The 14,799-nt window shown below is 44.9% G+C and carries 16 protein-coding genes; 3 read left to right on the top strand and 13 right to left on the bottom strand.

The window, feature by feature from the left end; translation table 11 throughout:
• The first annotated feature begins 131 nt into the window (after positions 1 to 131).
• Positions 132 to 794: an imidazoleglycerol-phosphate dehydratase HisB gene (hisB, locus tag JGK07_RS05145; RefSeq protein ID WP_325314964.1), complete on the top strand. Its 663-nt coding sequence runs from the start codon at positions 132 to 134 to the stop codon at positions 792 to 794.
• 104 nt (positions 795 to 898) lie between these two features.
• Here hisB and JGK07_RS05140 read toward each other — a convergent pair whose 3' ends face one another.
• Positions 899 to 4,108, bottom strand: coding sequence for a glycoside hydrolase family 15 protein (locus JGK07_RS05140; RefSeq protein ID WP_293224009.1), 3,210 nt, complete (start codon positions 4,106 to 4,108; stop codon positions 899 to 901).
• A 111-nt stretch (positions 4,109 to 4,219) separates the two neighbouring features.
• Here JGK07_RS05140 and JGK07_RS05135 point away from each other — a divergent pair, with 111 nt between their 5' ends.
• Complete coding sequence (locus JGK07_RS05135; protein WP_293176380.1) at positions 4,220 to 4,357, top strand: hypothetical protein; 138 nt, start codon at positions 4,220 to 4,222, stop codon at positions 4,355 to 4,357.
• 171 nt (positions 4,358 to 4,528) lie between these two features.
• Positions 4,529 to 5,260 carry a WecB/TagA/CpsF family glycosyltransferase gene (locus JGK07_RS05130; protein WP_293176378.1) on the top strand — a complete coding sequence of 244 codons (732 nt, stop codon included), beginning with the start codon at positions 4,529 to 4,531 and terminating at the stop codon, positions 5,258 to 5,260.
• On the opposite strand, the gene JGK07_RS05125 is transcribed toward JGK07_RS05130, so the two are convergent.
• The 12 genes from JGK07_RS05125 to JGK07_RS05070 all read right to left on the bottom strand — a co-directional run bounded on the left by JGK07_RS05125 (position 5,240) and on the right by JGK07_RS05070 (position 14,620).
• On the bottom strand, positions 5,240 to 5,368 hold the full coding sequence (locus tag JGK07_RS05125) for a hypothetical protein (protein WP_293195820.1): 129 nt from the start codon (positions 5,366 to 5,368) through the stop codon (positions 5,240 to 5,242). The two genes, JGK07_RS05130 and JGK07_RS05125, sit on opposite strands and share 21 nt — an antisense overlap.
• Before the next feature lie 128 nt (positions 5,369 to 5,496).
• A complete protein-coding gene (locus JGK07_RS05120) occupies positions 5,497 to 5,898 on the bottom strand; it encodes a GNAT family N-acetyltransferase (RefSeq protein ID WP_293176534.1) in 402 nt (133 codons plus the stop codon).
• A 188-nt stretch (positions 5,899 to 6,086) separates the two neighbouring features.
• Complete coding sequence (locus JGK07_RS05115) at positions 6,087 to 7,169, bottom strand: transposase (protein ID WP_293195818.1); 1,083 nt, start codon at positions 7,167 to 7,169, stop codon at positions 6,087 to 6,089.
• Between the two features lie 466 nt (positions 7,170 to 7,635).
• On the bottom strand, positions 7,636 to 8,493 hold the full coding sequence (locus JGK07_RS05110) for a hypothetical protein (protein WP_293176372.1): 858 nt from the start codon (positions 8,491 to 8,493) through the stop codon (positions 7,636 to 7,638).
• A 245-nt stretch (positions 8,494 to 8,738) separates the two neighbouring features.
• Positions 8,739 to 9,161, bottom strand: a complete 423-nt coding sequence (locus JGK07_RS05105; RefSeq protein ID WP_293176370.1) for a hypothetical protein — start codon at positions 9,159 to 9,161, stop codon at positions 8,739 to 8,741.
• A gap of 108 nt (positions 9,162 to 9,269) precedes the next feature.
• The gene (locus JGK07_RS05100; RefSeq protein WP_293176368.1) at positions 9,270 to 10,379 is read right to left on the bottom strand and encodes a phosphotransferase; all 1,110 of its coding nucleotides are present in this window, start codon (positions 10,377 to 10,379) and stop codon (positions 9,270 to 9,272) included.
• Between the two features lie 1,114 nt (positions 10,380 to 11,493).
• Positions 11,494 to 12,027, bottom strand: a complete 534-nt coding sequence (locus JGK07_RS05095) for a dihydrofolate reductase family protein (protein WP_293176366.1) — start codon at positions 12,025 to 12,027, stop codon at positions 11,494 to 11,496.
• Between the two features lie 43 nt (positions 12,028 to 12,070).
• Entirely contained in the window at positions 12,071 to 12,589 is a 519-nt protein-coding gene (locus tag JGK07_RS05090; RefSeq protein WP_293176364.1) for a GNAT family N-acetyltransferase, read from the bottom strand.
• A gap of 41 nt (positions 12,590 to 12,630) precedes the next feature.
• Positions 12,631 to 13,017: a VOC family protein gene (locus JGK07_RS05085; RefSeq protein ID WP_293176362.1), complete on the bottom strand. Its 387-nt coding sequence runs from the start codon at positions 13,015 to 13,017 to the stop codon at positions 12,631 to 12,633.
• Positions 13,018 to 13,112: 95 nt separating this feature from the next.
• Complete coding sequence (locus tag JGK07_RS05080) at positions 13,113 to 13,592, bottom strand: GNAT family N-acetyltransferase (RefSeq protein ID WP_293176361.1); 480 nt, start codon at positions 13,590 to 13,592, stop codon at positions 13,113 to 13,115.
• A gap of 84 nt (positions 13,593 to 13,676) precedes the next feature.
• Positions 13,677 to 14,081 carry a VOC family protein gene (locus tag JGK07_RS05075; RefSeq protein ID WP_293176359.1) on the bottom strand — a complete coding sequence of 135 codons (405 nt, stop codon included), beginning with the start codon at positions 14,079 to 14,081 and terminating at the stop codon, positions 13,677 to 13,679.
• A gap of 56 nt (positions 14,082 to 14,137) precedes the next feature.
• Positions 14,138 to 14,620 (bottom strand): VOC family protein, encoded by a 483-nt coding sequence (locus JGK07_RS05070; RefSeq protein ID WP_293176357.1) that lies wholly within the window; start codon positions 14,618 to 14,620, stop codon positions 14,138 to 14,140.
• Positions 14,621 to 14,799 lie beyond the last annotated feature (179 nt).

The following is a 14,799-nucleotide window of genomic DNA, read 5'->3' as shown; positions in this document are numbered from 1 at the left end:
GACAGTTGACAGTTGACAGTTGACAGCGAAGTTTTTAGACAGTTGACAGCAAGATTTGCAAACAGTCAACTGTCAATAACTGTCTTTTGTTCGCTACAAAAGTGTTAATCCCAAATTACTAATTAATTCTAATGAATGACCAATTGCGAATTATGGAAATAATCGATCGCCCGCCTGTACCTCCTCCAATTTCTAGTAACACGATCGCCAGGGCCGCCTTGGTGAAGCGCACAACACTCGAAACGGATGTCACTGTCAGCCTCAATCTCGACGGTTCGGGAACTTGCAAGGCGTCTACAGGAATTCCGTTTTTAGACCATATGTTGCAGCAGATTTCTTCTCACGGATTGATTGATTTGGACGTGCAGGCGATCGGCGATTTGGCGATCGACGACCATCACACGAACGAAGATGTGGGCATTACCTTAGGTCAAACCCTAGCAAAAGCTGTCGGAGATCGATCGGGCATTTCTCGTTTCGGACACTTCATCGCCCCGCTGGATGAAGCATTAATTGAAGTAGTGCTAGATTTTTCGGGAAGGCCTCATTTAAGTTACAACTTGGAAATTCCCACCCAGCGCATCGGTAGTTACGACACCGAGTTAGTGAGAGAGTTTTTTGCTGCGGTGGTGAACCACACTCAAATGACACTGCACGTCAGACAGTTGCAGGGCGGGAATTCTCATCACATTGTCGAAGCCGCGTTTAAGGCATTTGCGCGGGCTCTGCGGATGGCGGTGGCGATCGATCCTCGGCGCGCCAGTCGGATTCCGAGCTCTAAAGGAGTTTTGTAGTTTAGGGGTAGTAACTGCGTCCCAAAAAACAATCAAACAATTAGTGGGGTGGGCTTCGCAGCACCACCCCGAATATGCAATTTAAATTCACAACACCCTACTACCTATCCAAACGTCGTCAAGAATCGGAAAGCATCGAGGACGTGACTCGCACAAACGTAGGGCGAAGTATTGTAAAAACCTTGCCACGCCGCCGCCTTATCTTCATCATACCTGTCCGCTCTTTCCGGGTGTTTTCCTTGCCAATTCAGCCGCACCGCGTGACCGACTAATACATCTAAAACAATGTATTCTTCTACTTTCAATTCAGGGTTGCGCTGGGCGATCGCCGCCAACTCCATCAGCGCCTCAATATTTACTTGTCGATATTCCGGTGCCACAATCTTGTTCAGCAAATGCTCAATTTGTAGCGCAAAATTCTTTTCGCCCGGGGTCATTTCCGATAAAATAACATCGCTGTCCAAGCGATTTCGGCGCTCTAATTTGTCGCCAATAATCAAGCCTTTACAGTGCCGCAGCAATCCCCAAACACTCGGATAAAAATCTTTCGGTACGCGATTGACTGCACCTTCCATTTGCCGCTTGCGACGCCATCCTCCCGCAGGCATTTGTGGTTCTTCAAAAACAGGCGCGACTACCCATTCAATATCTTTTTCCGGCTGTTTGACGCGCAGGGATTCTTGCTCTTTGAGGATTTGATTCATTTCCTCGTATTCTGTCAAAACTTGGCGCAGGCGATTTTTGATTTCAAAAGGACTTAGCTGCATTAAATGTTCGTAAGCTTCGTTTTGCGTAACTCCCAATTCGCGGGCTAATTCGCTGGTTAACAACAAAATAAAGTAGCTAACTCTCAGTGTCAGCAGACCTTTAAATAACTGCGGTTCGGCTTTAATTAGGACGCTGAGATAGATAATAACTTCTTGGGTGAGAACTCGATCGCGAATGTCTTCTCCGCAGAATTGGCGGATTTTGTCCATCACTTCCATGTAAGAACCAGGCCGCGAAATCACCGAATCTTCGCTGTAGGCTTTCCCCACAGCAATTTGTTTTTGCCTGACCAAAATGTCTGTCACCGCATCCGACAAGCTGATATCAACCTTGTCCAGCAATCCAGCAGCATGGCGGATGACTGCCCATTGGATTTTTGACTGCGAACTTTCTCCAGCTTTTGTATAAACTTCGTTGAGCAAATCCACAACTTTTACTGTTGCTTCGGCGCCTCCAAATCCTGTATCGAAATTTAGTCCTTTTAGTCGAATCAATGTGTGCAGCAGCTCTATTTGTTCGTACAAGTTCTCTGAACCGCGCAGGCTAGCGAGCAGCAATTTAGTATTAGTTTCGCACTCTAGTTTGAATTCTTGCGTGTGACCCAAAGGCCAAGTTTTTTCGGGATTGTAACCGAGATAGCTGCGGGTTTCTATTGCACCTGTTACCGGAGATTCGGTGAATTCAAAATCGTGCATGAAATCAATTCTTTCCGTACCCGCAGTCAGCATTAACTGGTTGAGATTCCCGAGTTTAACTGGCGTGTTTTTGCAGTGTCCGTCCCGGAGTTCTTTCATCAAGTCTAACAATGCTTCCCGGCCGGTTTCCAGCATCGCATGAGTTAACATCAGCGTTACTGTGGGGCGTCCTAACTGATACCAGTGGCGGTGAATGTGAGCGATTTCACTTTGGATTTTAGATACTAGAAAATGGTAGTCTAGGGTTAGGTAAAATTCTTCTCTGTCCAAAAATGAGGGGAGAAATACGATCGCCTCTCCGCGAATTTTGAACACCCGGGAAGTCGTCAAACTCCGCAAACGGCGCACGGGGCGGCCGGTTAAGCCTAGCGGATCGTTGCGTCCAATCTCCGCGTAAATAGCGGATAATTCCTTAGTCTGGCGGACTTGAATGGGTGCTACTTGCTTGGGCGTTTGGGCTGCAATGCCGTTAGCGGCTAGTTCTGCTTGCAAATCTTCGTCTTCAGCTAACAGGGCAATTTGCACTAAAGGTTCTCTTTGCTGGCCGACTGACAGATGCCTTCCTAGCGGGTCGATATCGCCCACTGCAATTAATTTCTCGTTCAGCAATTGACCGAGAAAATACAAACTTTGCGCCCAAACTAGGGGAACATTTTCATTGGGTAAGCGCTGCTGGCTGCGGGGATTTAATTTTTCGGCTTCTATATTTACGGCAGGGACATAGTACAATTCTGGTAGTAAAGGTAAACCAGCGCGATCGACTGCCAGAGATGCCAAACGCTCCTGGTACTCTTCGACTTGGGCTTGGTTTCCCTCAAATATGCCGTCCAAGAGCAGATAAGTGAAAAATAGCGGCCACTCGCATTCTATACTATCGAACTGCTTTAATTCTGTCGGTTCGTAATGCAGGCGATCGGCATCTTCTAAAACTGTTTGGTGTCCGTCCCGCAGAAACCGCTTGCAGCCGTAATTTCCCTGTAATTTGTCAATAATTTTATTGCGAGTCCGTGCTACTAATTCTTTGTCTTCCACAGCAAAAGCAGGAAAACTAATCACGCTCAATAAAGCAGCATCTACTTCTTTTGAACTAGATTCGCGAGGCAAAAGCGATTCTAAAGTGATGCGGCTTCTGGCAATTTCATCCGGCAAAACGTGAATTACCGATGCTTGAGAACCGTTAACTCCAAACAAATCCAATCCATTGATTGCTTCCAGCGCTGCTTTTGCCATGCCAACAGAACTGGCATTTAATTCGGCATTGCCGCGATTAATTTTATGACCTCTTTCCCAAATTCCGTAATCGGGAGTGCGGTAAGCTCTGCCAATGTAGTAAACTAAATTTTGGACGAAATTGACTTCATCGATTGTAAAAACTATATGCAATCCCGAAGCCGTCATTTGAGCAAGAATTAACAAAAAGATAGAGGTAGCATCTAACTGCAAATGTCCCCACTCGTCATCGCCGACAACAATGTTTCCGGTTTGAGTATTGTATTTGGCGTGCAGGGCATCTAGGGGCAATTGAGTATTTTTAAAACGTTCGACTTTGTTTGCTTGCTGCATCATCGCAAACATCAAGCCGCGCATTAGTTTGACTGTGCTGTGTTCGAGTTCAAATGTTCTGCCGCGATCGCCATCAATTTTGCGGTAAGCTAAACCCAAACCCCACACTGCCAAAATGCTGTACACGTTATCGCGCACCCAGGCATCGGTGTAGTCGCCGTGGGCGTTAACAGCCGTACTCGCCGGCAGCAAACCGGTTATTGGGTTCTGGCGTTTGAGGATGACGTTTTTGATTTGCTGGTAGTAATAATCTAACCGGGTTTGCCGCTGGGTTGTTGCGATCGCCATTTCGTTTTCCTTAGTTTTCCTGATGCGAGCCGAATTGCGGTGAATAGACTTTTAAATATATCAGAGTTTCTATCATTTCTCAAGTTCTACAAACATAACAAGGTATTTGCCATGTCTAGCCGCAACAACAATAACAACAGCGTTGCTTTCGTAAAGATTGTCTACTCTACAGTGAAAATTAATGGTAAAATTGAACTCGTGCCGATGGAATGGTACGCTGACGGCTCTGTTAAGAAAATTGAACGCTAACGGGCGATCGCGATTTCGACCAAAAACCCGGTTTATCGGCCACAGAATGATGACTTAACAGACTTTTGGTGCCAAAAATCGGGTTTTTTGCGTCCGAGACTTGTCTGAGGGCGATCGCCAAACTAAGCTAATTTAAACAACTAGGTGTGTAGGAATCTCAAAGAAAGAAATATGGATCGATCGCGCCCGCAATTTTCAGTGCTGGGACTACCAGTTCACATATTAGACGATTATGCAGGTTGGCTGATAGAGCGCCTGCATCAAGGGTTAGGGACTCACGTCGTGACGCTGAATGCTGAAATGGCAATGCAAGCCGAACAAAACCCGGCTTTAGCCGATGTAATTCGCTCTGCCGAGCTCGTGATACCCGACGGTTCTGGAGTAGTGCTGTATTTGCGAATGCGCGGCAAATCGGCACAGCGGTTTCCGGGGATTGAACTAGCAGAATCGCTGCTGCAACAGGCCGGAAAATTGCCGAATTCCGAACCAATATTTTTCTTTGGAGGTGCGCCCGGAGTCACGGCGAAGGCGGCGGAAAGTTGGCAGCAAAAAGTTAATCGATTGTCTATTTCTGCTCAACACGGCTATCTTTCTGCTGAGGAAGAAACAGAATTCTGTGAAAGCCTCAAACAAATACAGCCAAAAATTATTTTTGTCGGCTTAGGAGTGCCGCGCCAAGAGTTTTGGATTGCCGAACACCGCCACCTTTGTCCGCAGTCAATTTGGGTGGGAGTTGGCGGCAGTTTTGATATTTGGGCTGGAACAAAAGACCGCGCACCGGCGTGGTTTTGCGACAATCATTTAGAATGGTTGTACCGGCTTTATCAAGAACCTTGGCGCTGGCGCAGGATGTTGGCTTTGCCACAATTTGCCTTGAAAGCTTTAGGCGATTTGCGAGCTTAGAAAGTTCCCAATCAAATCCGGTTTGCGGGTGTTATTGCTGATATTTGCGATCGCCCGCGAACCCGTCTCTACAATAATTGTGGTTAATTTATTTGACAGATTCAGCATATTCTACATGATGATGAAGCACAGGTGATGTAGCGAGTGTTAAAGCGGATGCTCGAAACAACTGGCGAGTCATTGCGGGCGATCGATCGCACCTGTTGACCTTGCTACAAAAATCCTCATCAATTCCATCAACGATTGGCAGAATCTCGATCGATCTGCCAGAGCCAGATTGTACCTAATTGAGAATGAACAACATCGGACACAAACCGCATCCCCACCTTCTGTAGTACCCGATTGGAAGCATTAGCTTCACCCAGAGTATGAGCGTTGACTGCTCGCACTTCCTCGCGATCGAAAGCATAGTCAATTAGCCCCTGTACTGCCTCAGTTGCCAATCCGCGATTCCAGTATTCGGCAGCTATTTCATAACCAATTTCTACAATGCCCGACTCATTTGGTTCACCTTTGAAACCTCCATTACCCACAAGCACTGCCTGTTGCGGGTGAATAAACAAATATCCATTCCAACCATTAGAAAGCGGTAAGGATTCATCCTCAGGGAGGGAAAATGCTTGATACTCCCCACTGATGAATCAGGGGGATTCTTGACTAAGACCACAAAGGGACTTTCAAAGGCGTTATCAAAGCACCTCTACTGACTCCCTTGAGACTTATCCCCAAGGTTGCCGCTACTTTTCGACCAATATTCGCTGCCCCATTGCAGTCTGCATTAATCAACAAACCTTCAAGAGTACGATACAATCCGCGCTTAACTCGTTTACCACAAGGTTGCCACCCACGAAAGTTTTTCGCAGAATTTAGGTAGCAAATCAAGGTCAATAAATGAAGCCTTGGAAGTATACGAATCTTCCGTTTCTACAAACTTAATCCCGTATTCTTCACACAGTTTAGCAATTCTATTCTTGAGTCTACCCGTCGGAATTTGCACAAAATTCTGATTGGTTTGAGAGCCAAGATTAATAGCATTCTTCATGCCAGCATTCCAACCAAATATAACAGTACCAAGATTGTTGCTTAAGCAATGATTTATCACTTTTCGAGCTGCTTTATTAATAGCATCTCGCATCGTCCGATTGCGATTTTCTGTCAAACGCGCCAGTCGTTTTGACCAATAACCATTTGCCTTCCCTGACATCAAAAAAGCAACACGCTTATTGTATCCTTGATTGAGCGACTTCAAATGTAACCCATCAACGATCAAGCTAGTTCCTATATTACTAACACAAGTTAGCCAGTTGTTCATTCCGTGGTCGATCATCAAAGCTTTAGATGGGTCTACATCTGCTTGGATATCTGCCGTTTTGTAGACTAATTCCAAATAGAAGCAGCCGTTTCTAGGTAGGATTCGATATTCTCTGATTGCTTTGTCGTCTAAGTTTGTAGGCCAAGGTAGATAAAAAGCATCCAATCCGAACCAGGCTTTAACTTTAGTACCCAGCGGAAATCTCAAAAGTCCGTCTTTAAGTCGAACGGAGCGACCTGTATAAGTCACCAAAGCTAGACCACCTTGTCGATAATTAGGTAATCTAGGTCTTTGAGTTACCGTCCCTTTTTTGATGCCTTCTAGAAGTCCAATATAGGATTTAAAAGACTCGGCGACAGTAGTTAAAATCTGCTGTGCCGTGTCCGAATAGAATGCCTTGTAATGCAGATTTTGATTCTCCGTGCCTAACACTTTGTGTAACTCTGCCCTCGTCGGTATTTTACCAGTCTTGAAGTACATCTGTCGAGCATAATAAATTCCGCAATTCGTCAATTTTGATGACTCACTGCACAGGAATTCTAGAATTGCTTTGAGATTATTATCGGGACTAATGAGATTTTGTTGACATCCAAACATTTCTATTTCCTCCTGATTATTAGATTAGCATAGCAATCTTATTTAAGGTGGGATTTTGCCAATAAAAAACATTTTGTAGGCGACTATGAAAAGATTTATTCTCAAAAAAGATGTAGGCGACTAAATAAGTCGCAGCCGCGTTCCTCCCCATGTCGGTAGCCCGGGGCTTCCCGCTCGTTTTCGGTGAGGGAACTGCGGCCAGTTATTAGGTACTGTGACTTGCAAAAGTTCTGCCAGCTCGCTTTTACTGCTCAAAAAAGCCTTGATGTGTATCCGTTCGACGGGGAGTAGTTGCAGATTAGTCGTCTCAATCATGGTTCTGCCTTCTCGATCGATATTTGATTGGAAATTTAATTCAAATATGACTTACGCAACAAAAACACTTTTATTTTTATTGTATTTTAAAATCGTCATATAGCAAGGCCTCCAGAATCTTTTTAGGAGAGGTTTATTAAAGTGATTTTCGTTATTTAGCTGCGACTCTAAGTTGGAGAGCGGTTTTATTTCCTTTTTTTGCTGGGTACCGAAGAGCATGGCGGATGAGCCATTTGACTTCATTAGAGGCACCGTTTAGCCAACGATCGCAAATTGCAAATACCTGTTCGGGGTGGTCTTTGGCAATATCGCCCAGATTGTTGGCGACACTGCGACGCACGTAAAGGCTGCGATCGTCCTTCAGGGCATCAAGGATTGGGAATACGGGGGCTGGGTTGGCGATGAAAGCGGGGATTCGCGTTCCCCAAGGAAGTCTGGATCGCGTACCTTCAGAACAAAGACGACGGACATGGGGGTCTGGATCCGATGTCCAATCAAGCAGTTGCGAAAGGGTGCGATATTGTTGTTGAATTAGAAACGGTCGTATGGAAAACTCCGCACTAAACCGTTTGGTAAGTTCGTATTGGGCAAGCATGGATATTTCAAACGGATCTTGTCCATCATTATCTTTTAGTTCTATACCATACTTAGCAATGAAACAAATATGAGGAAGATAAAAAAATACTGCCAGTTTTAGTCCATCTGTTTGAGTTAGTGGCGGTGTCAAAGAAGCCACAAGTATCTCAATAGCTGTCGCATATTTATCAGGCAAACATTGACGGAGTGCTAATGCCAGATGTCGGCCGCGTTCCATAAGTTCAAGCGAATCCAATCCATCTAACGCAACCTGACGAAACGATTTTTCATCAAATTGCGGGTACGCGAGCAAGATATTGTGTGCCAAACAATCAACTGCTTCTGACCCAAGCAGATGCTTCAGAGGAACTCCCTTCTGAATTGAACTCGGCGCGGTGGGAATGCGCGGCATATCAATTGCGGTATGTTTCATTCAACGATCGGCAAAAAGGTGGAATTTATATCTAACTATCCCGCTTACTAAACGCAGGCAATTTCCCTGAATGTCATGACTAAAGCGTAGATTTTATCGAGCCATTTGCTCGATCGCTCTTACAAATCGCGCTGTTTTCATATTGTGCAAAGCCTCGTTCAACAAGACTTTTCCAACCAGTAGTTTTGCTTCAGAATCATCCAGCTAGAACTTTTTCTGCACTATTAATCTAATCTATTTTCTGGTTAATAAAACATGGTGCGAACCTGCCATAGATACCAGGCCGCCCACAGTGAGAACATCGCAAACGGCGAAAATAGCAGGGTGCCAAAACGAATAGACTTAGCATTCAGTTCGCGGATCAGAATGAACGTAAAAGAGTACCAATAAAGCACGTTTGCCATTTGTGCCGCTAGCCAACCAATTTCCCTGCCATTGTAAAGCCAAAAACAACCCACAATCAACAGAGGTACAGACCATAAAAGATCCGCAACTCCCAACCCGTAAGTCACGATTAGGTCAACACGTTCTGCTTCTGTCTCGACAACCGATGGACGGGGCAGCCGCAGGAAAGCAAATATCCAGAAACCCAAGTGCAGTAAGGCTGCAATCCCATTCACCGTTGCAATCAGTTTGATTCCAAAATCTGTGATTTCTTGATTTTGCATTGCTGTGGAAATCAATGTGCTACCCCTTAATCGCGATCTATGGAACTGTTTTGCTCTCAAGAGATGGAATCTGAATTCACAGAGTTAGGTTGCGAACATCATATCTTATTATGCCATTTGCTCGATCGCTCTTACAAATCGCGCTGTTTTCATATTGTGCAAAGCCTCGTTCAACAAGACTTTTCCAAACAATAGTTTTCCTTCATAGGAATTAAGCGAAACTTCACCAGCCCCAAGTTGCCAGCAAAATTGTCTGTAACCAGGCGTATCCATGCTGCTGTCATGGACGAAATTGGGGGGACGCAACGCCGCAGCAAACTTCATAAACGGTAGCGCGTAGAAAATGTGACAAACTTGCTGCATCAGGAACAAGCGATCGCGCTTGCAGTCATCCAGTGCGTCACCGAAGTATGCCTTTAGATAGATGTTTTCCTGCTTTTCGGTGGTGACAAAGCTATTGGCAAGGATCGCCAAATCCACATAGCGATCGCTCCCAAAGGCTCCCTCCCAATCAATAACCCAGAATTTATTGCCATCAAAAAGAATATTGTGTGGGTTCAAATCGTTGTGACTTGAGACTAAATCGCGATCGTGACGCGGATAAACCATCTGGATTTCTGAGTAATATTTGAAAACTTCTGCTGTTGCAGTTTCTGGCAATACTTTTGAAGCCTTAAACTCCTGAATAAAACCGTCAATGCCATCCATGAAATTCACGAATTTTGGAAAAAGCGAGGTAGCATGAATCGATTCAATCATTTTTGCGAATTCTGCCAGCAAATCATCTCGCGAGCCAACATATTTCGACAAAGGTACAGCTTCGATAAAGTCGGTAATTGCTAAAGCATCTTCCGTGCTGAAATAATAAACCTGTGGTGAAATGCCAGCTTCTGCGGCCAAATTCATGCAAGCATATTGCCGAACGGGATCGCTGAGCGGATCGATCTGCATAATCAGCCTTAATACATAAGCTTTACCATTCACGGTAATTTTATAAACCAGCGCTGAGGAGAACCCTCCAGTTAGAAGCTGGATACTTTCGACATTTCTGGTATTAAAAGCAGTTTGAATTGCTGTTTCAACTGCTTCGAGTTTTGCTTCTGGGATCGATGATTTCAAAGTAGAGTTTGGCATAAAATCCTCAACGAATTTACATTCCTGGAAAACAACTTTGACAACCGTACCCTTCACCCCTGAAAATGCGATTGAGTTGACCATTCTGTATTCCTAGAACTCAAAGCTAGTGCCTTCATACTCAGAGCACGTTTGACAATAACTTTGTCGGCGCCATTACCATTGATCTCAATTGTTCCAAGCAAGCTGTAGGGCAGCGCCCAAGGAAACTCATAACAGCCTGAGTGTTTTCAAGCCGTTAACCATACCGCTGCAAATCCGATTCGATTGCGAGATTTTGATGCGGTTGCATCACTGACATTTTCCTGTCTGACCTCACCAAATATTCCTGGTAATCAGTCTCAATTGAGACGATCGCCTGAATAGATATAATCACCGTCCTCACGGGGTACTAATTTTCCGTTAACAATACATGGGGATTTTACCAAATGTCAACAGTCCCTATCGATATTAGGCAAACTCTGCTTTTGAAGCAGCAGGAGATTGGGATAGAGAGCAGGGCTGATTCCTTCTAAAATTTTCCAATCTCTCTAACCCTTATGTTATGAGGCGTTGGGTAGATCTTTCTGTAGCAGGCTTAGCAAATTATTAAAAACTCCTGTTTTCCTTGCTACTAAAAGCTTTGTCCAGATTTAAATCGTAAATTGATATTAGAATAAATCAGCCCTGGGATAGAGAGGGGCTTGACTGATAGCAATCGCGGGAGTTCGTCGGCTTTCATCAAACTTCTGGTTGTGGACAGAGGCTTTGAGCCCACCCGATTGCTGCTGTGGAGTTTGCTCAAAGATATTCTACAATAAAGAATGAATTTTGACCTTGAAAATTCCCTTGACCTGTACTAATTCAAGAACAGGAAAACTGACTGACGATAAGACTGTATTCTGAGGAGATTCCTATCTGGTACATCTGAGATTGTTTGTTGCTGAAACGGATTGCCAACAATTACATTCATTATTAGGACTGTCGCCATCGTCTGCTTAATACAATTTTTCGCCAGCATGGGTTTCACAAAACTTTCCTCAGACTCAAATTGAGTTGGCATTCAAAGTTGTTGTTAACCGTCGCTATCCCGATGCAATTGGTACGCCTCTAATCATTTTAAAGCTAGACATCACTCGATCAATAAAACCTGTACTGATTCCTCAGCAGAATTAAATGCGAACTTTGCTCATGTGAGAGCTTCCTTTGTCTGTATTTTTTATTTACTTTTATATTTGGTGTATCTTACTTGAACTAACTCGGTCGGATACTTCTGTACTTCTATTAACTTTAATTTCATCTCCATGGGAGATGGCAAGAATAAGGGAATTCCTTCGCCTAACATGATAGGTGCGATCGACAGAATATATTCATCAATCAGTTGACATTGGAGGAATGAGGCGATTAATTCTGCACCTCCAACTAGCCAAATTCGTTTGAGTCCTTGCAACTCCATTTCGTGCAGAAATCGATCGGGCGTTGCGGAGGTAAATAACACATCATCGCGATCGGGCGATCGGCTTTGCTGGGTAAAAACGTAGGATGGCTTGCCGGGATGGGGCCACTCGCCAAAGCTCAACACCTGTTCGTAGGTTTTGCGTCCCATCGCCAATCCATCGATCGATCGATAAAACTCACCATACCCGTGGTCAGTTTCGTCCGTCTCAAAAGCTGTAAGCCAATCAATACTGCCGTCTTTACGAGCAATATAACCGTCCAGACTGGTTGCAATATAAAGTACGATTTTTGTCATTGATTAACCTCCTTTCCAGGGCGATGCTTGTGCAACGAACAAGTCATTGAGCGTTATTCTCATTACTGGGGTGCCAATCTGCCCGGTTCAGGCGATAAACAAAACAGTCATCGTCACCAAACTGTCGCGGTTCAACAAATTGAAAGCCAAGACGTTCGTAGAAGCGGTGGGCACGGGTATTGCTGGCCAGTGGATCGATGAGTACAGCCGTCACAGCAGAGTCGGCGAAACATCGAGTCAGTGCAAGCTGCATCATTTGTGTGCCATAGCCTTTGCCCAAATCTGTCTCTTCTCCAATCCAAATGTCGATCGCACGTAGATTCGGTTCGCAATCGCCCCAGTAGTGACTATCCTCAAGTGCTGGATCGATAATCTGAATAAATCCGATCGCCCGGCCATCAATTTCAGCAATTAATTGCTCCCTCCAGTCGGGAGTGCGATCGAGTTCTATTTCCCAACCCCAATCATCGTTAGGATCTGCATTAACCACATGAGGTTGCTCATCCCAATGTCGCAGTAGAGCTAAATCAGCGGAGGTGGCGGAGCGGAGGTTTATCATCATTCATTACTTTTGAAATTTTATTTTCACTGCCTTGATTAATGTTAAACAGGAAAATGACATACTGCTTCCATATTATGTCCATCTGGATCTAAAACAAAAGCACCATAATAATCAGGATGATAGTGAGGTCGCAAACCCGGAGTACCATTGTCTCGCCCCCCTGCTGCTAGCGCTGCTGTGTAAAAAGCCTGAACCATCTCATGAGTTTCTGCGCGGAAAGCAATATGAATTCTAGGGGTATTTACCTCTCCCTGTGTAATCCAGAAATCGGGCTTTCCGTCTATTCCAAAACCTGCCAGAGATATAGAACCAGTCACAGAAGCATCAAACTCTTTCAGTAATTGATAACCAAGCGGGGCTAAGGCTTTGGTGTAAAAATCTTTGCTTTTCTCGAAATTACTAATGTTAATGCCAGTATGGTCAATCATCAATTTTTCCTACTATATTATCGCTTATTTATCTTGTGAAGAAGTAACCAGATCGACGAGTTCAATGACAATAACGTTCCACCCGATCGACAAATCTACAGCTTTTTGAAGTATCTGGCGATCGGTAACAGCCCGAAACCCGCCTTTTCATAGGTGCGACGTGCTGCGGCATGACCTGGATCGCCTCCGGTTTCGACCATTGCAACAGACATCCCCGCATCTTTCATCCAATTTACAGCGAATTCTGTCAGAGCGGAGCCAATGCCACGACCTTGAAAGTCTGGATCGACAGCGATCATGTAAATTTCACCCATGCTGCTTTCCGAATCGAGTTTCACGGCGACAAAGCCCACGGTGGAACCTGCATCAATAGCAACCCAGACATTTGTATCCTCCGCAGCGCAGACACCTTCGACAGCCTCTTGCTGGCTGACGCGCCAACCATCGGGATAGAAACTCTGGTAGACATCCAGATCCATCGCTTTCTGAATCGAATCAAATACCGGAGTCCATGCCCGAAGAGAAAGGCGAATGATTGCATCCAGTTGTTGAGCGTCGTAAGGTTCAATCCGCATTTGCATCATCATCTCAAAGGTTGTAACCAGTGTATTACATTTGTAATGGCGATCGCAATCTTTCTTCCATTGTGAACGCAGTGACTATTGGTTTACTGCGCTTGGTTCCATGTAGACAAGTTCCCAAATGTGACCATCTAAGTCTTGAAATCCATGGGAATACATAAACCCGTGGTCTTGTGGTTGATTATAGGTTGTTCCACCAGCGGCGATCGCCCGCTCAACCATTTCATCAACTTCTTTTCGACTCTCAGTAGATAAACACACCAGCACTTCTGTGCTTTTGGTGGCATCACAAATTGCTTTGGGCGTAAAAGTCTTGAACTTTTCGTAAGTCAAAAGCATGACGAATATGTCGTCGCTGACAATCATGCAAGTGGCTGTCTCGTCAGTAAACTGAGGATTGAAGGTGAAGCCGAGTTTAGTAAAAAAGTCAATAGATCGATCGAGCTTTTTTACGGGCAGATTGACGAAAATTTTAGTAGCCACGATCTTCTCCTTTTGTTGTTTTATGGGAAAGTAAATGGTAGTTGTTGCGTTGTTGGCTATTGCTGGTTGTAGGCTTGCTGCAAGCGAGCAACATCAATCTTGCTCATTGCGAACAGGGCTTGCATCACGCGCGTCGCCTTGTCGGCATCCTTGTCCTTCAGCATTTCTGTGAGCGATCGCGGTACGATTTGCCAAGATAGCCCGAACTTGTCTTTGAGCCAGCCGCACTGACTTTCACTTCCACCTGCGGACAACTGGCTCCACAGCGTGTCAACTTCTTCTTGTGTCTCGCAGTCCACACTGAGGGAAATGGCTTCAGTGAATGGGAATTGCGGCCCACCGTTGAGTGCCTGAAACTGCTGCCCTTCAATTTCAAACAGCAGGGTAAGCAGTTTGCCTTTGTGTTCGGGTATGGCATCGCCGTAGTGCGAAACTTCCAAAATCTTGCTGTTATTGAAAATGCTCAGGTAGTAATTGACAGCCTCTTCGGCATTAAAGTTAAACCAGAGGCATGGTGTGATTTTTTGACTGTTTTGCATGGTGTTTCTACTAATCGTTCTAGTGGCGGAAGTGACGGAAACAGTTAAGCCTCTCTTTGATTTAGGCAGCTTTCTCGCAGTTAACGGGACTTAAACAAATTTTAAGCCCAAACAAGGCCTAAACTGGCTTTATAAGCCGAGAATACGTCCCAATTTTGGTTCAACCATTTCACAAATCT

Origin of the sequence: Microcoleus sp. PH2017_24_DOB_U_A (assembly GCF_020738205.1) — a bacterium.
In the GTDB taxonomy this organism is placed as follows: domain Bacteria; phylum Cyanobacteriota; class Cyanobacteriia; order Cyanobacteriales; family Microcoleaceae; genus Microcoleus.
Note: the sequence above shows the minus strand (reverse complement) of the source record. Positions and strands in the feature narration are given on the sequence as shown.